Source organism: Anaerolinea thermophila UNI-1 (assembly GCF_000199675.1).
Taxonomy (GTDB): domain Bacteria; phylum Chloroflexota; class Anaerolineae; order Anaerolineales; family Anaerolineaceae; genus Anaerolinea; species Anaerolinea thermophila.
The window spans coordinates 2,161,219-2,184,182 of sequence record NC_014960.1; the positions used below are offsets into that span (position 1 = coordinate 2,161,219).

Here is a 22,964-nt window from a genome sequence, read left to right on the forward strand (position 1 = left end):
ATGCCAACCTGTCCAAAATGCCAACAAACAGAACGACAGAATAAAGCCGGGAGAACCGAGTCAGGCGCTCAGCGCTACAAGTGTATGCGCTGTGGGCACAAATACACACCTGAACCGAAACCGCGCGGATACCCGGAAGAGATGCGCAAGCAAGCCTTGCAGATGTATGTAGATGGGATGAACTTGCGACGGATCGCCCGTCATTTGGGGGTTCATCACCGCACCGTGTCGTTGTGGATCCAAGCCTACGCCGCACGAATTTCTGAAGTGCCCCTGCCTGAAGAGGTTAAGGAAGTGGAAATGGACGAACTGTTCACCTTTATCGGGCATAAAAAAACCGGATCTACATCATCACCCTTGTAGATCGGCACACGCGCTGTTATTTAGCCTGGAAAGTGGTCTGGGAACGCACAGACAGCGCCATCCAAGAGATGGTAGATGAGGCTCCCAAAGCAAAACAATACTTCAGTGATGCCTTTGACGCCTATAACCGGCTATGGTACCATGGCGGGCGATACGCAGTCTCGGAAGGGAAGAGAGAAACCTACTCTGTGGAAGGGGATAATGCGGAACTACGTCACTACCTGGCTCGTTTAGCACGCTCCTCCCGCTGTTTCTCACGCTGTCGGTTTGCCTTAGAATGCGCCTTGCGTTTATTTGCGTATTGCTTCAATTCTCGCCAATTATATAGACAACGTTATCCAGCATATCCTGCTCATGTCATGGAGTTCATTCCCCCAGTATTTTAGCCACTCCCTCCGAATGGATGGGCACTTTTTTATAGAAAATTGCATTAAAATAAACTTCAGTCTGGGTATCCCAGAGAATTCTTTTTTCGTTGAGGAATCCATGCGCAAGAAATTCGTAGCCGGTAACTGGAAAATGAATAAAACAGCCGAAGAAGCGCGTCTTCTGCTAAACGAATTGATCCCTGCTCTGGAACCTTTTTCTCATGTAGAGCGCGCTGTTTGCCCTCCCTTCCCGTACCTGATGATGGTCCGCCACATGTTAGAGGGAACAAATATCGGGATGGGAGCACAGAACATGCACTGGGAAGCCTCCGGTGCCTTCACTGGAGAAGTCTCTCCCAAAATGGTTGCCGAGTTCTGCCAATATGTCATTCTGGGACACTCCGAACGCCGTACGTATTTTGGCGAAACTGATGAGACTGTGAATCGGAAGGTCAAGTCGGCACTTTCCACCGGATTAACGCCCATTGTATGTGTGGGAGAAACTCTTGCAGAAAATGAGGCAGGAAAAACTGCCGAGGTGGTTTGGCGTCAAATTACCGAAGGGTTGAAAGATCTCTTGCCGGAAGAAGGGCTGAAACTGGTCATTGCCTACGAACCGGTTTGGGCAATTGGGACAGGGCGAGCCGCAACAGCAGAAGTTGCTCAGTCAGTACACGCGAACGTCGTTCGTCCGGCTTTGGCTCATCTGTTCGGGCAAGAAGTAGCCGGGCAGATTCGCATTCAATACGGCGGGTCGGTGACCGCCAAGAACGCTCCCGAGTTATTCGCCATGCCCGATATTGATGGCGCTCTGGTAGGCGGTGCCAGTCTGAAAGCCGGCGAATTTGCGGCAATTGTTCAGGCTGCAGCAGAAGCCAAGGCATAAAGAGCCATTTTCTTCAGGGAATGGATGGGTTTTCTTTTTGGGGCGGTCTGGTATGGTTGTTTGGCCTGACCGTCCCTTTACTTTATCTCCAGCGCCAGTTGCATCGTGAGATCCAACTGACCTTCTTTTTGATCACCCGCCACCCAACAGTGACCATGGGCATTTTTGCCTTGTTATTTCTTCCGGGGGTGCTTGTACATGAGGTGAGCCATCTGCTTATGGCATGGATTTTGCGGGTGCCTACCGGGAGACTATCCCTTTTGCCTCGATTTTTACCCAACGGCAAAGTCCAACTGGGAGCAGTGGAGACTGCCCCGGCAGACATTTTTCGGGACGCCCTAATTGGCGCAGCCCCTTTGATAACCGGAGGCGCTCTTGTTGCCTATTTGGGTGCCAGTCGGCTTGGATTGCTCCCGCTTTTTGAGGCAATCCGCTCCCACAACAACGATTTGTTCTGGTCCCTTCTGAAGCATCTTCCTGAATTACCGGATTTCTGGTTGTGGTTTTACCTGACTTTCACCATCAGCACCACCATGTTTCCTTCAGAAGCAGACCGGCGAACTTGGCTTCCTGTACTGGGCATCGGAGCAAGTTTAGGGATGCTGGCATGGCTTTCAGGAGCCGGAGGATGGCTCTCGGGGACATTTGCCCCTCTGCTCGCACAGGTCATTCAGGTTGGAATTAGCATTTCTGCCATCAGCCTCGTTCTGCATCTGGCATTGTGGTTCCCTTTTCGCCTTTTACGAGCGGTTTTTCAGGGAAAAGCCAGAATTACTGGATAATGGCAAAAAACAACTCGTTTCCAAAAGCAAGCACCAGCCGACGATTCGGGGTAACCACAAAGGCTGTGGGGGATTCCTTTGGGAAGGTTACCTGAGGAGGCTCTACATTTCGAAATTGCTGTTGGAAATTCAACTTGCGCTGACTGAATTGATACACTGCATTTTCACTGGCATCCAGAATGTAAATAAATGGCTCAGGTAACTGTGTAGCCTGCATGCGAACAAATTGCACTTCCTCGAAACGCTCCACTTCGCCAGACCTGCCGGGGCGGTTATCCCCGTATTCTGCTACATGATTACACTCCACTTCAAACCCGGAATGTGAGCAAATGGACATTCGCCCATCCTGATGAAGCAAATAGAGATGTTCCACATCGGCAACCAGATCGACAACCTCATTCAATGGAGGTGTGTCGTTACCAAAATACAGACTTGGATCGTCATCGGGACTGAACCCGGTTGTCGGGGAAGCACGATACACATACACCATGTTGGACATGGGATCAAGCACATACAGGGTCCGGTTGTTCATGGTGATGTGCTGAATTTTGCCCCATCCCATGCCCGGCGCCCTTAAGACCATTAAGTCCATTGTGGAAGCCCCCGGAGAACAGAACACCAGATTACCAGCGGAATCAATTCCCATGACCGTAGCATTTGAATTTGCCAGTTGTGGAGCAGGAGCAATATCCACCAGGGGGTTAATAATCCTGCCGCCCGCCATACCAGGTCCGCACACAAAATTCAAATCCAATTCGTAGTCATTTCCAGAGCGAATGAGCCGAAATACCCGGCCACTGGTCTGATCAAGCGCATAAACGTCATTCAGATAGGCAACCATCCGGCTGATGTGAACTTCTGGAGGCAAACCATCCCTAAGCGCGGGGCGGAAGGTCAGGCGTTTCACACCATTCAACTGATCCAACCCGTTCTGAGCGGTGGTGAAAACATTGCGCCCCTCTTCTGAATTTTTGAACGTGCCCGATTTTTCCCACCATTCAAGGGATTCCAGATATTTCTGGCGCTTCAAAGCCGGATCCGACTCGCTCTCTGCCTGAGCAACAAACTGTCGGGCAGTCGCCAGATAGGCACGATTCTGCTCATTTTTCCCCCGCTCCAGATAGACTGTGGCGCCTACGACTGCCATGAGAAGGGGGACCAGCAAGGCAATTGCCAGCATGACTCCCGGCGAAAGGTTGATTTCCACACCAGCGGGATGAGGCAAGACCCGCTGCCCAAATTTTCTCAATACCTGACGAACTGTTCCCCAACCTTTTTCCAGACGGTGTAAAAATGCCGCGAAAGCCTTGAGCACCGGTTGCCAATCCATGGCAAACGTGCTCTGTTTTTGTTTCCCGGGCTTCACCGGGCGAGCAGACGTCCCAGGCTTTTCTTCCGCCCCTTTTTCAAGATTGTTTTTTTCCGGAACCCTGCTTTCTTCACTTTCCTTCTGTTCAAGACGCGGGGAATGCCCGGAAACTCCTTCCCAGCGTTTTCCACTCAGCGAAATGGCTTGGGGAACTATGACTGGTTCCGTACTCAGCGACGTTTCCCGTTCAGGCGCTTTGGTCTCCAAGTCCGGTTTCACGGGTGTCTGTCGCACCACTGAAGGAAGATGCCAGTGAATTTCCCCTTTTCCAGACGTAAAACGCACCAGCCCACAGGAAAAGTCCACCAGGTCGCCCTGCAAACGCTGACGAATACCTTCCTCCCCAAGCGCATGGATGCCCATCAGAGCCTCAGGTTGCCAGTACGGCTCAGGTGCCAGGATGAGAAGGTCTTTCTCACGAATTTCCTCACGGAAGAAACGCAAAGAAGGAATTTTGGCTTGCCCCAGGGGACGTCCCGCAGCATCGTACCAGTGCTGGACGCCTTCTTTCCGCACCAGAAAAGCCTGAGCCGTTCCACTCACCACGAAATACAGGCTGCTCCCGCGCACCACCATTGCCAGCAAACTTCCGGTTTGCTGAGCAGAGGGCAGAGATTGTTTCAAATTTCTCGACAGCAGGAAATCATTCAATCGTTCTACCAGAGACCTTAAGGCCGAGGTCACCGTGCCTTCATAACGGTAATACCCCGCACTCAACCGCTCCAGAAGTTCTCGCTGTTGATGAGCAGGAAGCGGAATGGTAGAGAACAAACCCAAACGTTCGTTTGCGCGCAAACGAACAGGCTTGACCGGCATAGTGGCATAGAAATTAGGCAATTCCGCCTGCCAGATACCAGCAGATTGGTTCAAAGGGAGAAAATGCAGGTCAAACAAGGCTCACCTTCCGTGAGGATGATTATACATAAGATTGTCTGGATTTTGTTACAAAACTGTGACATTCAAATTACAGTTTTCAAGATTCTATTGACAGCCTTCTCGCCGTCCTTTATGTTAAAAGTGTGTGAGAATCTATCTCTTTGAAAAACAGTGCAAGGAACTTGCCATGTTAAATCCAGACAGTAAAAAAACACCTTCTCCCTCCAAACGCCGGGGACAGTCCTTCGTTGAATTGGCTTTGATCCTTCCCATTCTGCTGGTCATGTTGTTAGGGCTGGTGGAAGTGGCTATCTTTGTGGGACGCTATCTGGATGTGCTGGACTTAACCCGCGAAGCCGCACGCTTTGCATCGGTGAAAGACCCGTTTTTTATTGACATGCCCGGATATTGGGACTGTTCTGGCAATCAATTCTTCTTCTACTTTCACACGGCCTGTATCTTCTCTCCCCCCAGCGATCAGGAAACTGAAGGCGGTATATGCTGGGACCGCCGATTTGACCATGATAATGATCCGAGCACTGAGATTCATGACCCGTTTTGTAATGGGCTGAACCCATTCATTACCCTGGACTTGACTACCGATGATGTAGTTATCAGTGTTTACACTGTGGATGGAAATAACACAGTCAGCCGATCTCACCCGGGGTCCAACCCGGATCCCCGTTTTGCAGGGGATTCTGTTCTGGATGAAAATGGCAACATTACGTATTTTTGGGCTCTGTCCAATCACGACTGGGACACCGCCCACAATAACAACTGGCAAAAAGACTGCCAGGGCAATGTGGTGAGGCAACGTCCGCATTACACCACTGCCAGCGTCCAGCAAATCATTAACTCCAGCAGCGTGTTGAACGCACAAGGTACACCGGTGCCGGCACCGGGGACTAAGGGATATGTGGCTGTGGAACTGTTTTACTGCTACAAACAGGCGCTGAACGTGCCGCTGTTCAACGTCATTGTTCCCAATCCGGTGATGATTCACGCCTATACCATCATGCCCTTGCCGGCAGCACAACCCACACCAACGCCTATCCCTTCCAATCCGTGAGGAGGTTTACATGGCTCAACGACAACACGGTCAGGTTTTAGTTATCTTCGCCGTTGCACTGGTAGCATTATTGCTGTTTGTAGGATTGGCAGTGGACTCCGGCGTGCTGTACGTCACCTACGGGCAGTTAAAACGCGCTTCGGATGCCGCGGCAGTGGCTGCTGCAAACAACTTCAAACGCGGACAGACTGAACTGGAAATGAAAGCCGCAGCCATGGAGATTTACCGCCTTCACAACGTGGATACTTCGACCCTGGACTTAAACGTGCAAATTTGCGACGATGACGGCGACGGCTTCACCGACGGCACCTACAAATCGGGGAGCGACGTGCTTTTTGACGCGGGTTTACTGGATAGCGACGAACAAAAAGTAGCCAATTTCTTTGAAAAAATCTGCCCGCGCACCGATCCAACGGTTAGCGCGGGACAACAAACCGCCTCCCCGCGCAAACTGGTGTATGTTTCTGCTACCCAGCGAGCAAATTTCTACTTCCTCTCTTTACTGGGAATTACCCACGCCAACCTGCGCACCTATTCTGTCGGTGAAGCCGCTTCGGTGGATCTGGTGATCGTGATTGACACTTCCGAATCCATGGCATCAGAGTGTCAGAGTTATGATGCCAGCGGCGTATGTGCCTTTTTCAAATCTCCCGGGTACAACAATACTACTCTCGACGATTACGACCCTTACGCTCCGGGAAATTGCAACACCATTCCAACCACTTACGCGGGCATTACCGTGCAGAACTCCTGCTACCCGCTGGTGCAGGCAGAAGTTTCTGCCATTTCCCTGGTACGCACCCTGTACGAAGGCTACGACAACGTGGGGCTGGTGACCTATGACTCGGTTGCCGTGGACCGCATGGGCGGCCTGGTTAATATGATTAACCGCGTGGCAATTGAAAATGCCATTGCCAGTGTCAAGGTGCACGACGATGCCCCCTATGGTAGGCTCTGGCCTACCTGGAGAGTGCCCGGGCGTTTCAACCCCATCAACCCGGAAGACCGGGATGGTGATGGACTGGATGTTGACACTCCAGCAAGAGTGGGTTACACCTGTTTGCTGGATGCCGACCGCTGGGATGAATCGATCGACCCCTACGGCTGGGGTGGCGTGCCCTGCGACGATGACAATCTTTTCGATGCTTTCAACTGGGTAGATGAGAATACCGATGGCGATAACAATCCGGACTCCAATCCAGAATTTTCCATTGCCGACCACAATTTTGCCAGCAACTGGCTGGCATCCCGCGATCCGGATGGCGCTGGCCCGCTTACTGCAACTCTATCGGTAACCTCAACCTGCAACGGCTGTGGTATCCGAACAGCCTCCAACCTGTTGCGCCAATTTGGACGCCCGGGTTCGGTGTGGGTGATGGTCTATCTGACTGACGGTGTTGCCAACATGAGCGATACCCCCAGAACCGACAACAGCATTCCCTCCGGATACCCCAACGGCTTCTGCCAGGGCTCGCTCAACCCGGGCAACCCCGGTTTCTGGCCTCCTCTCTGTGTGGATCGCAACATTTCGCCGCGCTACTGCATTGATACCAATTCCAACACCTGTCCGCCAGGGTCAATCCACGTCAATATTCCCGATCCGCGATACTCGGCCGCCGATTACGCCCGCGACATGGCAGATGCCGCCGCCCTGACTGTTAACCAGAGCAGTAATCCTTTGGACTCGCGTTACAATCCCACTGAACCTATCGGTAATGATATTGCCATCTATACCATTGGGTTAGGTGCGGTAACTCCGGATAATCCTCCTGCATGGCTGGATACCGGCGAAAAAATTCTGCGCTACATGGCGGCAGTCGGCGATGACGGGGACCGGGTCACCGATCCGTGCGCAAGTGTGGGGCCAAAGCGTTCCTGCGGCAACTACTACTATGCTCCCAGCGGGGATGCGCTGCGCGCCATCTTTGACGACATCGCCAGCCGTATTTACACGAGAATTTCTCACTAAAAGAAGGTGAGGTGGGTTATGAGAATCCTGAAAAATGTAAGAGAACTGCTCTCTGCCACACGCCAGCGAATACGTCCTTCAGCCCCGGCGCAAGGGTTGCTGGAATTTGCCCTGGCTCTGCCGGTGTTGTTGTTGCTGGTCTTCGGCGTCATTGAGTTTGGGCGCATCATGCAAGCCTGGCTGGCACTGGAAAACGGTGCACGCTTTGGCATTCGCTTTGCCATTACCGGCGATTACAACCCGGACTACTGCGATGATGCCATTGCTGCACTGACCCAACCGGGAGCCATTTTTGCCAGTGTAGGACGTACCCAACTGGAAAATCTGGATCGTGCCGATGGACGCATTGACTGTATGGTACCGGACAAAATCAACGGCAATCCAGTTGCACGCTGGGATGAATACACCAGCGCCCTCCAGGACTGGGCGCGCTTACCCTCCATTCGTGACGCCGCGCTGGCAGGGGCAACAGGCATTGCCTGGGAAAATGGCCCGGCTGTCTCCGGAGATTATCTGGCATACCTGACTTTTCCTCAGTCCACCTTCAGCCAGAACTATCGTGGAAACCCTGCCGCTCCAGGTTACCTGAATGTGATGATTTGCTCCAGCCGTGATAGTGGTTTCTTCATGGAAGGCCCACCGCAAGATCCGCACTATTACGATAACGTGGTCAGCAATGACCATCTGTTCCCGATGGTCTGTGTGGATAACCGTGGAGCAAACAAACGCTACATTGACGACGCAGGTGGTCCGGGTGATCGGGTACGCATTATCCTCACCTATCGTCACACGTTGATTACCCCCTTCCTGAGCTCCTGGTGGCCTACGTTGCGGTTGAATTCCAGCCGCGAAGGTCTGGTGGAGAAATTCCGCACCTCCCGCGTTACCGGTTTGACCGGGGGAATCGCCATGGCGCCCACCCGCACCCCCACGCCAACGACCCCGCCAACCTTCACACCAACACCAACACCGGTCCACTGCGAGAACACCGGTACCATCTTGCTGGAGAGGTTCAATGGCATTAATGGAAACACTGTTGCCGATCTCACCGCCAGCACGAATTACCCGGCTTTCCCGGATGAACGCACTTACCCAACCTCCTTCCGCCTGACACCCAATACCGGCGACAACTACGGCACACGCTTCCGTGGATATATCTGCCCGCCTTACTCGGGTGAATACACCTTCTACATTGCCAGCGACGACGCCAGCCGTTTACTGCTCAGCCCGGATATGGACGCCTCGCGTGCCGTGCAGATTGCTTACCTGAACACTTACACGTCTCAGGATAACTGGACGGTCAACGATACCCGCCGTTCAGCACGCATCTGGCTGCAAGCCGGCACCTTCTACTACATTGAAGCCCTGCACAAAGAAGGCACGGGAAGCGATCACCTTTCGGTAGCCTGGTCCGGTCCGGGCATTGGTACAGAGCCAACACTAATCGACGGACAATATCTGGCACCGGCAGAACCTGAGGTGGTTACCCCGGTGCTGTGCGAAGGCGAGAAAGGCGTATTGCGGGAAGACTGGACTGGCGTCAGCGGGACCAGTGTAAGCAACCTGACCTCCCTGCCCGACTACCCCGCCTATCCTAATGATTACGGGTATCTGTCAACTTTCAACTACTCTCGCAACGCAGATAACTACGGCTCACGGTTGCAGGCTTACCTGTGCGCGCCTTACACCGGAGAATATACCTTCTGGCTGGCAAGCGACGACAACGGCGTGCTGAACATGAGCCCGGACGAGAACCCTGCCAACAAAATCACCATTGCCAGCGTACCCGGATGGACAAACGCTGGCGAATACAACAAGTATGCCGAGCAACAGTCCATTACCCTTAACCTGACCGCCGGGCAAAAGTACTACATGGAAGCCATTTTCAAGGAAGGCGGTGGCGGCGACCATGTCTCTGTTGCCTGGCAGGGTCCCTACATCCCGGTACAGGAATTGATTCCGCAAAAATACCTCCTGCCGCTTACTCCTCAGCCCACACGTACGCCTACCGCCACGCCAACGCCGGTTTGCACCGTGCTGACCTTCAACAGCCCGGATCAACTGTACCTGCATGATGAGACTTCTACGTACTACATGAATGCTTTCATGCAGAACAACAGCCCCATCTACCCGGTAACCATTGACCGTATTGCCGGTTCGTGGATAGAAAACTGGCACACCATTGCCAGCGAAACCCGCCCGACAAAGAAACTCACCCTGTATGAGTGGAAAGGCGCTTCCAGCACGACTACCATCTACACCATCCCCTCCGGCGGGCTGGCACTGGCAAGCGTACCCACCAATTGGGATCACACCTTCACCACCCCCTACACCATCCCGGTGAGCACCAGCGGCAATCTGCGCTTGAGGGTAGACAGCAAGTGGAAGAAAGCCTCCTTCACCAGTCCGCAATTGCCTACAGCCGAGTTTAACTACTATCACGGAGACGATTTCCGCTGGACGGTATATTACCGTGTGGGCAATCTCTCCTGCCAGGCAACCCTGACAGGCGTAACCGGTCCAACTGTGACCGCTCAAACCGTGACTGGCACCGGCAGAAAATTCTCGGTACGGGCAAATGTGACGGTTGCCAGCGGGCGTTCGGTCAACCGCGTGTACTTCACGGTGTTTAACTCTGCCGGACAGATGGTGCACTACTATGACACCAATGCTTCCCCATACTGTTTGTTTGGCAGAAGCGGAAGCAACTGCGTCCTCAAGGACCCCTATGTGGATAAGTGGAACGCTGGCACACCCAGCAACACCAGCGACGATATTCTGATCACCAACGACACCTACACCATCAGCATCATCGCCGAAGATAGCGGTGTGACCATCAACGGCACAAAGGTGGGGGTGTATTCCACGCGCATTACTTACACCCTGAATTTGCAAGGTGCCACTCCAACCGTCACCTTCACGCCTACCCGCACCAATACACCACGCCCCACCAACACGCCCACTAATACGGCTACCCGTACCAACACACCACCGCCATCCTTCACGCCCACCAAGACCACCGTACCACCACCGACCAATACGCCAACGCGAACCCCCAGTCCCACACCGGGTCCCTCCTACACACCTACGCGAACCAGAACACCCACACCCTCGCCGACCAAATGTCTGACCCCGCCTGACCTGGGTGGTTGTGGATAGTCTCCGAACCTGGATAGAGAACAAGTGCGCCTCCTCAAAGGCGCACTTGTTGCTTAAGAAACTCTTCTAACGGAAAGACTGGCTATAATAAAAGTACCATGAAGCCTTCTGCGCGAGTCTGGCTGATTCTGGGATTGATTTTGAGCGCCGTTACATTTACAGCGCTCAGTGTGACGCTTTACCTTCGCCCCGCAGATCTTTTCTCCCAACGGCTGGTATGGGCTTTAATTGGGTTGGGCTTTTCCCTTTTGCTCATGAGTGTGCTGGCAGTAGAACTGCTGAGACGAAAACCTGCTGAACTGCAAACCTTTCCACCCGTCTGGCGCATTTTCCTTCTGATTTACGTGCTGACCCCTGTTGTGCTTGTGTTTCCGGTGTGGATTGTAGCCATCGGGTTGGGGATCTCCCAAACCCTGCCGACGTTTTTCTCTCCCCAGCAAATTCTTGCTCTCCCTGCACCATGGGTCTGGATTATTCAGGGTAGTCTTTTATTCCTCTTCATGCTTCCCCAAATCCTCCCTGTTCGCCAGTGGTTTTCCCCCATTTCTCAGCCACTTCTTACCCTTGGGGCTTCCTTTTTGCTGGGGTGGATGCTAGCACTCATGAGTCTGTTTGGTTATCACCTCAGCGCTCGCCTGCTGGGGGTCAATCCTGGTGTCATTCCTGCTCCAGAGACCATACAAAAATGGGTGGCGGGTTTCCTGGGGGTGCTTATCCTGCCCATTTCCGAACAATTGTTTTTTAGGAAGTATTTTTTTCAGGCATTAACTCTCAGGCTCTCTCCCATCCAAGCCGGTGGGGCATCCGCATTGCTCTTTGCCCTCGTACAGGGAAGGCCTCTTTTATTCCTCCCTGCTTTAATCTTTTCCCTCCTGCTTCAATGGCTAACCCGTTCCTCCAGTGACCCGCGCATGGCACTCCTTACCCATGCGTTTGCCAATGTGTTCCTGATGATCCTTAACTGGAACCTGATCTTATGAACAGCACATCAAAGGGAATCCGCTGGTTTATTCTGTTCTATTTATTCCTCTACGCATTGTGGATTTTCTTTCCTGCCGGGCATCCTTCTGAAAGAGCGCTGGGTGGAGGGCTGGCATTATGGTTCAGCGGAACCGTCGCAACGGTCACGGCGTTATATACCCGTCACCATCTTCCTTCGGGGTCAAACCGCCGACTGTGGACATGGATCAGTGTAGGGCTGGGTTTATGGTGGACGGGTGATTTTTTCCTGATCATTTCCTCGACGCGCTCACCACTGTTTTCCTCCCTGCGTGAAATTGTTTTTACCGTGGGTGCGGGGCTGATCCTGGCAGGCATCCTGCAATCGCCACGCAAAACGCTCCCTTCAGTCAGCAAACTGCGCTTGTGGATGGATGTTACGATTAATGCCAGTGCCGTGGTCATTCTCTCCTGGCTCATCCTCCTGAAACCGGTGATGCAGGTACTCACTGTCACTGGTACGGGAAGTTTTGCCATTCTTTATCCCAGCATGGATCTCGTCCTGTTACTGGTTTTAATCCTCATCTTTCAAACCAGCGAAGTTGAGTCTATTTCCCAATCTCTGGGGTGGATTGGAGCAGGGCTACTGGCATACACAATGAGCGATCTGGCTTACGTATATCTGGCTAATTCAAACGCCTATATACCGGGGAGCCCGGTCGATCTGGGATGGACTTTGGGGGATGGTTTCTTTATCTTATCCTCATGGGTGCAGATGCAAACGAAACCGGATGAGATTCCGCGTTTTCCCCGTGTGCTTCGCTTCCTTATTCAACGGATCAGGAACTACCTTCCGCTGGTTAATGTGATTGTGCTGGGATGGTACACCTTACTTCTCTGGCAATTCAGTGGGAAATCCGAACCTCTGGGCTTGTGGGGAACTGTATTCCTGGGACTGGTGCTTATTGCTCGCCAGGGAATTATGACTGGAGAAGTGGAGTATCAGCAGTACGCTAATCTGGTCAATCACATTGCCGAGCCTACTTTTATCTGCAACGCCACAGGGCATCTGCGTTTAGCAAACCCGGCTTTTTTAGAATTGATTGGGGTAGATTCACCTGAAAAAATCACCGGGCTTCCCCTGCAACAAATCTTTCGCCCCTCTGCGGGGGTCACCTTATGGATTAAGGAAGGCTTATCATCTGGATGGACGGGAGAAGTGGAAGTCCAACGGTTGAGCAATGGTTTATCCCTTCCAGTCATGTTAGCCCTTCGGCCATTGGTTCCAGGGAAAACCATTGCCGGAACCGCTCACGATTTAAGCCAGATAAAACAACAACAAATTGCCCTGCAAAAAGCCTACGAAGAAATTGCCCATGCTCACGCGGAACTTTCCCGAATGAATGCGGAACTGGAACAGCGTGTAGCAGAAAAAACCGCCAGCCTGAGCGAAGCCTATCAACAACTGGAACGCCAGAATATCGCCTTGAAAAACCTTGACCGGTTGAAGTCCGACTTCGTCTCTCTGGTTTCCCATGAATTACGTGCGCCTTTGACCAATATCAGTGGAGGCATCGAGTTGCTTTTACTGCGCTCAAAACGCCTGCCGCGTGACGCCACGCAAACCCTGCAACTGGTGCAATCTGAAATTCTGAGGTTGACCCGTTTTGTGGAATCCATCCTCGATTTAAGTGCCCTGGATGCGGGGAAAATGCCTTTATTCCTTGCACCAATCTCTGTGCATTCCGTCATTGAGGTTGTTAAGAGGCAGTTCTCCCACACCCCCAATGCCGGCCGAATTCGCTGGGAGATTCCCGACAAATTCCCTGATTTGCTGGCAGATGAGCAAGCCCTGACCAGTGTATTGTTCCACCTTCTGGACAACGCCATGAAATACGCTCCAGAAGGGGAAATTGTGGTGAAGGCATGGAGCAAGGAAGATAAAGGCTTTCTGGAAATCCGTGACCATGGGCAGGGAATCCCGGAGGAAGATTTACCGCTTTTGTTCACTCAATTCTTTCGCTCCAGAATGAGCGATTCCCAAACGATTTACGGTCATGGACTTGGTTTGTACATGGTTCAGCGCCTCCTGGAGGCAATGAATGGTACAATTATGGTCAGAAATCTACCTGAGGGGGGAGCCTGTTTTACCTGCTCTCTGCCGATTGTGCAGATGGAAGCGGGGGAGGACCATGAAGCCGAAAGTCTTGATCGTGGATGATGACCCGACACTGCTTCGCTTCTTGCAGGACTTCCTGCGTGCTGAGGCATTTGAAGTCCTTGCAGCAAATAACGGACATGAAGCATTGAAATTAGCCTATCAGGAACATCCCGACCTTGTCGTATTGGATGTAATGATGCCTGGAATGGATGGATGGGAAGTTTGCTCGCGTTTGCATGAACTTTCTGACATCCCCATCATCTTACTAACGGCAAAGACCTCTGAACAGGATAAATTACGCGGCTTTCAACTTGGGGTAGATGATTATCTGACAAAACCTTTCAGTTTTGCTGAACTGGCAGCACGCATCCGAGCCATTCTTGCCCGTGCTCAACGTTCCCTGCCTGCCCAGCGGAAAAATCAGATTACCTTTGGGGAATTTATTATGGATTTAGACAAACGCGAATTATGGCGCGGCAGAGAACAAATGATTCCGCTAACCCCTACCGAGTTTCGCCTCCTGGAATACCTGGCACGAAACAAAGGACGAGCCGTTTCCGAACAGGAACTGAGCGAACAGGTATGGGGAGTTTATCTCTCTTCCGACCGTTCCGCAGTTCGCCGATATATCTGGCTGTTACGGCAAAAAATTGAAAGTGATCCCACACATCCGCGCTGGATTCGAACGGTGCGCGGTTACGGTTACCGTCTGGGAACCGGCACCGATATTCTTCCTTCTCCTGAATCCTAAGTTTCACATCCTGGTAGAGAGCATCATGAACCTTGAATTTGATTGTCATTCCAGTTTCTCTCCCCAACTTATTCGTGAGTGGTCTGAACTACTTCCCAAAAGCACCTGCCATGTTCCATTTTTAGACCCGGATTACCTTGCCATCTGGTGGGAAACCCGTGGCGGAGGTGAATGGCAGGAGGAGTGTCAACTGGTACTGATTACCGCACGGTATCAAGGACAACTGGTAGGTATTGCCCCCCTCTTCTATACCCCTGACTTTCGGGGATGTCCTCGATTAATGTTGCTGGGGAGTGTAGAAGTCTCGGATTATCTGGATTTCGTTGTCTTACCTGAGTACCTTGCGGACTTTTGTGAGCAACTGCTCCCCTTTGTGCGTCAACTCTCCCTACCCCAATGGGAAATGCTCGATTTATACAATCTCTTTGAAACATCTCCGACTCTTCAAGCCCTGACCCAAACAGCACAAAGGATGGGAGGAAGCACCCAAACGGAGAGGGCTTATCGCTGTCCACAAATCTTACTCCCCGGAGACTGGGAGCAATATCTTGCTACCCTGGACAAGAAACAACGCCATGAAGTTCGCAGGAAAATTCGACGTCTGGAAGCCTCGGGTTTCAATACACGCTGGTATCGGGTAGAGGATGGAAAACATCTGGAAGAAGAAATAAATGCTTTTATACAACTAATGGAGTTTGACGAAGCCAAAAAGCGATTTCTAACTCCTCCGATGCGTCAGTTCATGAAACAGGTTATTCGCTGGGCACATCAGAAAGGGATTTTACATCTGGCTTTTTTGGAAATTGATGGCATCAAAGCAGCAGCATACCTGGCATTTGATATGCTGAACCGTCTGTGGATTTACAATTCCGGCATCAACCCGGGGTTTTGGGATTTCTCACCGGGATGGGTGCTGGTCGCCTACCAACTTCAGTGGGCAAATGAACATCACCGCGAGGCATTTGATTTCATGAGAGGGGATGAAGAGTACAAGTATCGGTTTGGCGCTGTGGACCGCTTTCTGGACCGACTCATTATCACGTTACCCAATAATTAAGCATCATCCCCCGTCAGGAAGTTCCTGGCGGGGGATTTGCTCTTACTCTTGAGAGTTTTCCTTGTCTAATTCCTGAAGCAGGGCTTCATCCTGCTTCAGATTCCGGGTTCTGACCGCAAGACTGACCAGATAAATCAGCATGATGCCAAAAATGACACCATACCCTAAAAGCATATATGAAAGGGTATTGGCTGGACCTTCCATGAAAACCTCCATCTCTTCCTAACGCATCCATTTCAAACGTAATTGCTCAACCCGCTGGGCTAACTCTCCCAGACGAATACGGTGCCACAACAGACTGATGAATAAAATCGAAAAGGCTATCAGGCTAACCATAAAAGTTTGCGCCATTGGCGGTGTCATGGAGAAGGACCCCGTCACCGTGGGATCTGCCCCCCCAATAACTACCGGATGAATGGTACGATAAATTCGGATGGAGAAAAATGTCAATGGAACGCTGATGAAGCCCACAATGGCATACACCGCACCAAACCGTGCACGTTTTTCAGGGTCATCAATACCCTGGCGGAGCAAAAGGTAAGCGGCATAGACGAGTTCCATAATTGTGGCAGTGGTCAAACGCGGATCCCATGTCCACCAGGTGTTCCAAATGGGTCGTGCCCAGATAGAGCCTGTAATGATATTAATCAGCATGAAAACCAGACCAATCTCAATCGCGCCTACCCCCACAAGGTCCCAATGAGATTTGCGGGTAATCAGGTATGCTATCCCGGCTATAACCGCCACCAGGAACCCCAACATTCCCACCCATCCCGTGGCAACGTGGAAATAAAAGACCTTTTGAACAGGTCCCATCACTCGTTCAATAGGAGCATAGAGGAAGACCATACCCGTTGCTATCAGCATGGCTAAGAGAGCCAGAACATCTGTAAAGACCAACAAACGAGGTTGTGTTTTCATGTTATTCCTCCACAATGGAATCGAATACCATAAAGGCAATTGCGGTGAAAACCACGTCATACGTAACCAGCAAATTCAACCAGGGTTGAATTTCTTCAAAAGGTAAGGCTTGCAAAAAGCCTGCCGAGGCTTTAACAGCAGCAACCAGCACCGGGATAACCACCGGGAAAAGTAAAATAGGCAAGAGCATATCGCGAGTGCGCGTTTGCACCGCCATGGTAGCCAGCAAGGTCCCTATCGCAGTATATCCTTCCGCCCCAAGGAGAATGACGAGAAGCAAACCCGGCCGGGCAACCAAATTAACATTGTAGAAAATGCTATACACTGGCAAGACAATCGCAGCAACCACAAGCATAAAGATCATGTTTGCCGCAGTTTTTCCAAAGTAAATCGCTGCACGATCCACTGGAGCCAGCAGTAACCCATCCAGACATCCGCGATCTTTTTCGATAGCCAGGGAGCGATTCAACCCTAAAGTACCGGCAAAAATGAAAGTGACCCAAAGCACACCTGAGGTAATACTGGCACGGGTTGCAGGTTCAAGATCGAGGGCAAAGTTAAAAATAAAAATGACCAAAAGCGCAAAAACCAGCATGGCAGAAAGCAATTCCCGACTGCGCATTTCAGCAGCAAGGTCTTTCCAGAGCACTGCCAGCATAGCCCGAAGGAAACCTTTCATTCTACCCCCCTTTGAACCTGCCCATTTCCGAGCGCATGGCGGTAAAATGCCAGCAGTCCATCCTGAGGTATATCCTGTTTTAAGGCAGACGCACAAATAATGCCTCGAGAGAGCACATCAAAACGCGAGGACAAATCCTCTACACGCGCCAAGTCATGTGAAGTCATCACGATGGTACGACCACGACTTGACTCCTCTCTTAAGATGGCATCTAACATTTCGCAAGCATCCTGATCCAGCCCGGTATGAGGTTCATCCAGGAGAAGCACGTCCGGGTCATGCAAAATGGCTCGTCCTATGGCTAATCTTTGTTGCATTCCTCTGGAGAAGGTTCTGACCAGATCTTTGGCGCGTTTTTCCAAGCCCACCTGCCGAAGCACCTCCCGAATACGCTCCTCCAGCGGATTTACCCCGTACATCTTTCCAAAAAATCGAAGATTTTCCTCAGCCGTCAAATCGCCATATAACAGAGGTAGATGGGAAACCACTCCCAATCTCCGGCGAACTGCTGCAGCTTCTCTGGGTAAGAGATACCCGGCTACACGAACAACCCCCATACTTGGGCTTGACAGCGACGCCAGAATACGAAGAAAAGTGGTTTTGCCGGCACCGTTTGGACCCAAAAGCGCCACAAACTCCCCGGGCAAAACAGAAAAATTCAACCCCCGCAACACCACTTTGGGACCAAAACGTTTGACCAAACCCTGCACTTCAATCAATGCACGGTTTTCCATGAACTTCACTCTTTCTTTATACCCCGGACGGCTTCCAGGCGATGCTTCAACTCCGTGCGGCGTTTCTGGTAAACCTTCTCGGGTAACTTTCCTGCCTGATACAAATCATCCAGCGCAATGATGGCATCCAGCAGTGCATCCTCGGTTTCGCCGGTTGGGATCTCGGGAACATCCTGCTGTGCTCGCCGACGTTGACGGATCAACCAGTAACCGCTCCCGATCAGCGCCAACCCGAACATCACAGCCCCAACCACAATAGAAACCCATCCGGAAGCATTTCCAGTGTTTCCTCCAGGTTTTCCAGAGAGTTGAATATCCAGTGCAGAACCGGCTTGCAGGTTGCCTGCGGTAAACATTTCAAAGGTCATATCCTGAACATTGCGTTGCCCCATCGGCATCAGTTGCTTGCTTTGAAGTTTCACACCCGATTGAGGTAGCAGGACTACCGCGGCGGTGACATCAAAGGGCATGGTAAGGTTAATGCTGGTTTTGCGTTCATAAGGCAGTTCATAGGAAAACAAAACCTGATATGAACCCTGCCCTGGCGCAATGGGAGTCAAATCGCCAAAACCGCCATCCAGCATTACATACCTCTCACCAATTTTTCCCTGATCAAATTGTAAATTAGCCGCTCCTTCTGGTAAGGGGAAACGCAGAGCGGGCTGATCAGGGGATGCTGGCACCACTACTTTGTCCCCCGTATTCGAGAAGATATACAGTTCGGCGACCTGTACTTTTCCAGGAATGGAAAAATCAAAGAAAATGTGCAAACGTTCAACTTTTACGAGGCTGACATCAGAAGTCGTCTCATACACAGTTATTGGCAAAACCAGTTCAGTTCCTTGAGCATCTATTCCATGGAAAACTTCAGAATTAAACGTAGCACCTCCAAAAGTGGCTTGTGCAATGTAAATTTGTTGGGCTTCATAGGGAACATCTTCAAAACGGTAAGTTCCATCCGTGCCAGTAGTTGTTGAACGCTCAAGTGTCATTTCCATGCCACTATATACATATAACGTCACCGGAACATCGGCTACGGCTTCACCTCTGGAATTCTTTACCATCCCTTTTATGACAACTTTTGAGAGAGGCTGATCGGCAACCGCTTCAGAAGAGGGTTGACTCTCGGGTGTAGACCGGGAAATTTCTTCCTGAGGAACCATTGTGAAGGACAGGGTACGCAGATACATGGCTACCCCAAGCAGGTCCTCATTGCTCAACCCAGCCACAGGAGGCATAGTCCCTTTTCCATTCCTCATTACCTCTACAAGTTCCTGGAGAGAACGATTCGACAATAATTCTTGACGAGAAAGGTTTGTTTCTGCCCCCATGCCCTTTCCATCTTCTCCATGACATTCAGCGCACTGAGTCGCAAAGAGGGATTTACCCTGCTCCACCGCGCTGGATGAAATGCTCATTGACAGGACATAGGCCACCACATCCCATCGCTGACGATCGCTCAACGACTCGGAAAAGCCGGGCATAAAGCGATCCAATCGCCCGGAAGTCACCACCGCGTACCAATCTGCGGGACGAGCATTTTGAGCAACTTCAAGACTCCCGATGGGAGGCGGTGGGTTGGGCAAGTTCATGGCTTGAGGTCCATCCCCCACGCCTTTTTCGCCATGACAGGGCAGACATTTCTCCTCATAAATAACCTTCCCCTGGGCAGGATCAGGAGGAACGAGAGGGAATAACGACGAAGGCTCGGCGACCGATTGCGCTACCGGACGTGGAGCCTGGGGAGTGTAATTCGGCGGTGGCGTGACATCTGCCGCCAAAGACCATCCACTACAACCTGTAAGAAGAAAGAGCAACAGCCATACCAGCAATGAAAATTGACGGAACAGTCTCCGCATTTTATTTCTCCTCACCCAACATAACCAGAGCATTGCCGCAACGAGGACAGAAACGATCGGACTTCTGAACCGGGTTTCCACACTTCGAGCAAAAACCGGAAGACCGCTCCTGGCGTTGCTTCCGTCGCAGACGAATCAACTCCTCAATATCATCCGAAGATTGTTCAACCTGGACAGCCCCTGGAACCTCTTTTTCAACAGACACTCCGTGAAAGCCAATTTCCTGCTCAAGTTTTTCCAGAGCCTGCAGAACTTCAGCGGCTTGCTTAAGTAAAGCAGCGCGCATGAGCGGATAATCTTCTTGAGGAATTTTGCCAAGAGCGTTGTCAAAATCCAGTTCCTGCAACGCCTGAGCAAGTCGCTCTTTTTCCGCCAGTAAAGCAGAATACTGGTGCTCTACGGGGTTATTCACCAGGGGTACCCGGCTTTTCTTCTCAACCACAAAAAAAGGCCGGGCAATAAAAGCCCCTACGATTACTGTAACCGCAAGGATAATCAACAATGAACCAGCATCCATCAGTCCTTGTCTCCTGTTATTGCGATAAGAGTGGCTCAATTACATCAATAATTTCGCGAGTAGAATCGAACGGACCAATTTTGATATATGCCAGTTTTCCACTCGCATCAATAATATAAGTTTCTGGCACCCCCCGAATACGGAACATTTGGGAAACCGCTGTTCTGAGGTCCGGACCGTTCGGATAAGTAATACCAAACTTTTTTAGATACTCTCTGGACTTGTACTCTGTATCTACATAGGCTAAGCCCAGAAAAACCCCGAGTCCTTGTAGTACTGATAGGCCTCTTCCAACTCACGGGCTTCCTGTTCACAGGGTTTACACCATGAAGCCCAAAAGTTAAGCACAATTACTTTTCCGGCAAAATCTGTACTTCGCAGGGTTTGTCCATCAAAGGTGGTCATTTGAAACTCTGGCACTTTTTGTCCAATAGAGATAGGACCACTCATCGAACGTTTTAAACCCCACCCAATTAAGCCCAGGAAAGCCAACAGCACAATCAGTGATAAAACAATAATCCAGGTAGGCAGTCTTCGCCCTTCAGGAACGGTGGACTCGCTCATCCTTTCCTCCTAATCCCCTTGTTTTTTCAATGCTTCTTCAATGCGCTTTAACTCTTCTTCGGAAATTTCTAAAGCAGAAGATGAGCTACTCATCGCGGCGACAGGCTTACGCATCGAACGCAGGATACGCACAGTAATCACCACCGCAATCAGGAAAATCACCACCGGTAAGATATAAACCAGCCAGTTAAGTCCCCGACGCGGGGGTTCCGCCAGCACCCGGTCGCCATAATGAAGGACAAAATACTCCTTAATCTGTTCCTCTGTCATGCCTTCAATGAGTTTCTGGCGAATCAATTCACGCCACTCACTGCAAGCCTGTGTAGGACATACATCCAGAGGAACATTTTCACACACCGGACAATACAACTGCTTGGCAATCCGGTTCACCTCATCATCTGAAGGGGTCGGGACAGGCGACTGAGCATACCCAATCTGGCTAAGAACGGCCAGAAAAACCAGTCCAAAGAATATCCAAAGGTGCGCTCTCTTCATGCTCATCTCACCTCAACAAACCAGCCTTGTTTTTCCAGCACAATCTTGCTACACTGAATCACAACCATGGCACTCCATTCTTTCTTTTATCGGTTGTTTTATGTCATCGCATTTTTCACATTTCTCTTGCTCCCCGTTTCTCCGGGAGCAATAACCCGCAATATTCCTGTTCAGGATTTACCTCTTTGTACGGTTTCACCGGAAGTTTCACAAATCCTCTCACTTACCAGCAAGGAAAACTGGAGCAGGTGGATTCGTCAACTTTCGGGGAGCGAAGCAGTTCAAATTCGGGGAGAGAATTACCGCATCACCACACGTTATTCTTCAGCACTGTTTTCGGGCAACATTCACGCCCAAGCGTATGAGTATATCCGCCAGTGGCTACTGCTGTGGTACCCCAAAGAGTGGATTGCAGAACAATCTTTCCAGTTCAGTGGCGAGACATGGAAGAACCTTATCTTAACTATTCCGGGGTCTGCTCACCCCGAAGAATTTCTTCTGGCTACCGCTCACCTGGACAGTATCTCCCCTGATCCCCTCCGCCTTGCTCCCGGAGCAGAGGACAATGCCAGTGGTGTGGCAACTCTGCTGGAAATGGCACGCATTTTTCGGCATTATCGCTTTGACCGAACCATTCGGCTCATCTGGTTCACAGGCGAAGAACAGGGCTTGATCGGAAGCAAAGCATATGTAAGAGATTACGGTACTTCTGGCGTGGCTGGGGTTTTGAACTTTGACATGTTCGGGTACGATCAGGATGGCGATGGCTGTTTTGAAATTCACACGGGCACCCTTCCACAATCCAAGCCACTGGGGAAGTGCATGGTATCGCTCATCTCTGCCTACAATTTGAATCTCAAAACCGATCTGATAGACGGTTACAACATGACCTTCTCAGACCATGCATCCTTCTGGGAGACAGACATTCCTGCAATCGAAGTCCTGGAGAACCATTTTTACAACGCTCCCACTTCAGGCTGTGCAGGAAAGCGGGATCAAAATCCCAATTACCACACCATTCACGATACCATAGAAGAGATCAACCTCCCCGTTGGTTTTGCGATTGCGCAGGCGGGGATAGCCACGATTGCCAGTTTAGCGGGAGTGGAAAGTCCATGCTTTCAACAAATCCCACAGCTTCAGGTGCGGGTTCTGCAAGGGCTTCCTCATCTTGAATGGACAGAAGTTGAACATGCCAGTCACTATCGCTTGCTACATGCCCATCCTGGCTGTTATTCAACCGGCAATATGATTACCGAAACCCCTCTGCTTCACTGGGAAGGTTCTGAAGAGGTGTTTCCACTTGCCGGTTACATGGTAGAAGCCATTTCACCAGAAGGATGCACATCTTTTCCCTCGCACTGTGTCTGGGCTTCTTCAGCCTTCCAGCAAAAGAATCCGGTTCCCACAAAGAGATAAATTGTTAAGGTGCTTACAATCCTGAAA

20 protein-coding genes are annotated in these 22,964 nt (G+C 51.1%); 11 read left to right on the forward strand and 9 right to left on the reverse strand.

Translation table 11 applies throughout. The annotated features are described in order from the left end of the window. The 3 genes from ANT_RS09655 (at position 1) to ANT_RS09665 (ending at position 2,399) form a co-directional block, all read left to right on the forward strand. Positions 1–363, forward strand: a complete 363-nt coding sequence (locus tag ANT_RS09655; RefSeq protein ID WP_013558928.1) for a helix-turn-helix domain-containing protein — start codon at positions 1–3, stop codon at positions 361–363. Between the two features lie 486 nt (positions 364–849). Further along, positions 850–1,617: a triose-phosphate isomerase gene (tpiA, locus tag ANT_RS09660; RefSeq protein ID WP_013560327.1), complete on the forward strand. Its 768-nt coding sequence runs from the start codon at positions 850–852 to the stop codon at positions 1,615–1,617. Positions 1,618–1,637: 20 nt separating this feature from the next. After that, positions 1,638–2,399, forward strand: coding sequence for a hypothetical protein (locus ANT_RS09665; RefSeq protein ID WP_013560328.1), 762 nt, complete (start codon positions 1,638–1,640; stop codon positions 2,397–2,399). Here ANT_RS09665 and ANT_RS09670 read toward each other — a convergent pair. Next, positions 2,389–4,662 (reverse strand): hypothetical protein, encoded by a 2,274-nt coding sequence (locus ANT_RS09670; RefSeq protein ID WP_013560329.1) that lies wholly within the window; start codon positions 4,660–4,662, stop codon positions 2,389–2,391. The genes ANT_RS09665 and ANT_RS09670 overlap by 11 nt on opposite strands. Before the next feature lie 169 nt (positions 4,663–4,831). On the opposite strand from ANT_RS09670, the gene ANT_RS09675 reads away from it, so the two are divergent. The 7 genes from ANT_RS09675 to ANT_RS09705 all read left to right on the forward strand — a co-directional run bounded on the left by ANT_RS09675 (position 4,832) and on the right by ANT_RS09705 (position 15,749). Next, a complete protein-coding gene (locus tag ANT_RS09675; protein ID WP_013560330.1) occupies positions 4,832–5,713 on the forward strand; it encodes a TadE family protein in 882 nt (293 codons plus the stop codon). Positions 5,714–5,723: 10 nt separating this feature from the next. Then, positions 5,724–7,682: a pilus assembly protein TadG-related protein gene (locus ANT_RS09680; RefSeq protein ID WP_013560331.1), complete on the forward strand. Its 1,959-nt coding sequence runs from the start codon at positions 5,724–5,726 to the stop codon at positions 7,680–7,682. A gap of 18 nt (positions 7,683–7,700) precedes the next feature. Next, the gene (locus ANT_RS09685; protein ID WP_013560332.1) at positions 7,701–10,841 is read left to right on the forward strand and encodes a PA14 domain-containing protein; all 3,141 of its coding nucleotides are present in this window, start codon (positions 7,701–7,703) and stop codon (positions 10,839–10,841) included. A gap of 98 nt (positions 10,842–10,939) precedes the next feature. Further along, on the forward strand, positions 10,940–11,821 hold the full coding sequence (locus tag ANT_RS09690; RefSeq protein ID WP_013560333.1) for a CPBP family intramembrane glutamic endopeptidase: 882 nt from the start codon (positions 10,940–10,942) through the stop codon (positions 11,819–11,821). Further along, positions 11,818–14,001, forward strand: coding sequence for a sensor histidine kinase (locus ANT_RS09695; protein ID WP_013560334.1), 2,184 nt, complete (start codon positions 11,818–11,820; stop codon positions 13,999–14,001). The genes ANT_RS09690 and ANT_RS09695 overlap by 4 nt, the downstream gene beginning before the upstream one ends. After that, on the forward strand, positions 13,973–14,692 hold the full coding sequence (locus tag ANT_RS09700) for a response regulator transcription factor (RefSeq protein ID WP_013560335.1): 720 nt from the start codon (positions 13,973–13,975) through the stop codon (positions 14,690–14,692). The genes ANT_RS09695 and ANT_RS09700 overlap by 29 nt, the downstream gene beginning before the upstream one ends. Before the next feature lie 25 nt (positions 14,693–14,717). Next, positions 14,718–15,749, forward strand: coding sequence for a GNAT family N-acetyltransferase (locus ANT_RS09705; protein WP_013560336.1), 1,032 nt, complete (start codon positions 14,718–14,720; stop codon positions 15,747–15,749). 42 nt (positions 15,750–15,791) lie between these two features. On the opposite strand, the gene ANT_RS17350 is transcribed toward ANT_RS09705, so the two are convergent. The 8 genes from ANT_RS17350 to ANT_RS16400 form a co-directional block, all read right to left on the reverse strand. Next, entirely contained in the window at positions 15,792–15,953 is a 162-nt protein-coding gene (locus tag ANT_RS17350; RefSeq protein WP_155818093.1) for a hypothetical protein, read from the reverse strand. Between the two features lie 18 nt (positions 15,954–15,971). After that, complete coding sequence (locus ANT_RS09710) at positions 15,972–16,670, reverse strand: cytochrome c biogenesis protein (RefSeq protein ID WP_013560338.1); 699 nt, start codon at positions 16,668–16,670, stop codon at positions 15,972–15,974. Between the two features lies 1 nt (position 16,671). Beyond that, entirely contained in the window at positions 16,672–17,349 is a 678-nt protein-coding gene (locus ANT_RS09715) for a heme exporter protein CcmB (RefSeq protein ID WP_013560339.1), read from the reverse strand. Continuing rightward, entirely contained in the window at positions 17,346–18,083 is a 738-nt protein-coding gene (ccmA, locus tag ANT_RS09720; protein ID WP_013560340.1) for a heme ABC exporter ATP-binding protein CcmA, read from the reverse strand. The genes ANT_RS09715 and ccmA overlap by 4 nt, the downstream gene beginning before the upstream one ends. Before the next feature lie 5 nt (positions 18,084–18,088). Further along, on the reverse strand, positions 18,089–19,942 hold the full coding sequence (locus tag ANT_RS09725; RefSeq protein WP_013560341.1) for a c-type cytochrome: 1,854 nt from the start codon (positions 19,940–19,942) through the stop codon (positions 18,089–18,091). A 1-nt stretch (position 19,943) separates the two neighbouring features. Further along, positions 19,944–20,459 carry a zinc ribbon domain-containing protein gene (locus tag ANT_RS09730; RefSeq protein WP_013560342.1) on the reverse strand — a complete coding sequence of 172 codons (516 nt, stop codon included), beginning with the start codon at positions 20,457–20,459 and terminating at the stop codon, positions 19,944–19,946. 243 nt (positions 20,460–20,702) lie between these two features. Then, positions 20,703–21,023 carry a TlpA family protein disulfide reductase gene (locus ANT_RS09735; RefSeq protein WP_013560344.1) on the reverse strand — a complete coding sequence of 107 codons (321 nt, stop codon included), beginning with the start codon at positions 21,021–21,023 and terminating at the stop codon, positions 20,703–20,705. Between the two features lie 9 nt (positions 21,024–21,032). Next, positions 21,033–21,524, reverse strand: coding sequence for a cytochrome c-type biogenesis protein (locus ANT_RS16400; protein WP_013560345.1), 492 nt, complete (start codon positions 21,522–21,524; stop codon positions 21,033–21,035). A 60-nt stretch (positions 21,525–21,584) separates the two neighbouring features. Here ANT_RS16400 and ANT_RS09745 point away from each other — a divergent pair, with 60 nt between their 5' ends. Beyond that, positions 21,585–22,937: a M28 family metallopeptidase gene (locus ANT_RS09745; RefSeq protein ID WP_013560346.1), complete on the forward strand. Its 1,353-nt coding sequence runs from the start codon at positions 21,585–21,587 to the stop codon at positions 22,935–22,937. Positions 22,938–22,964: the final 27 nt, after the last annotated feature.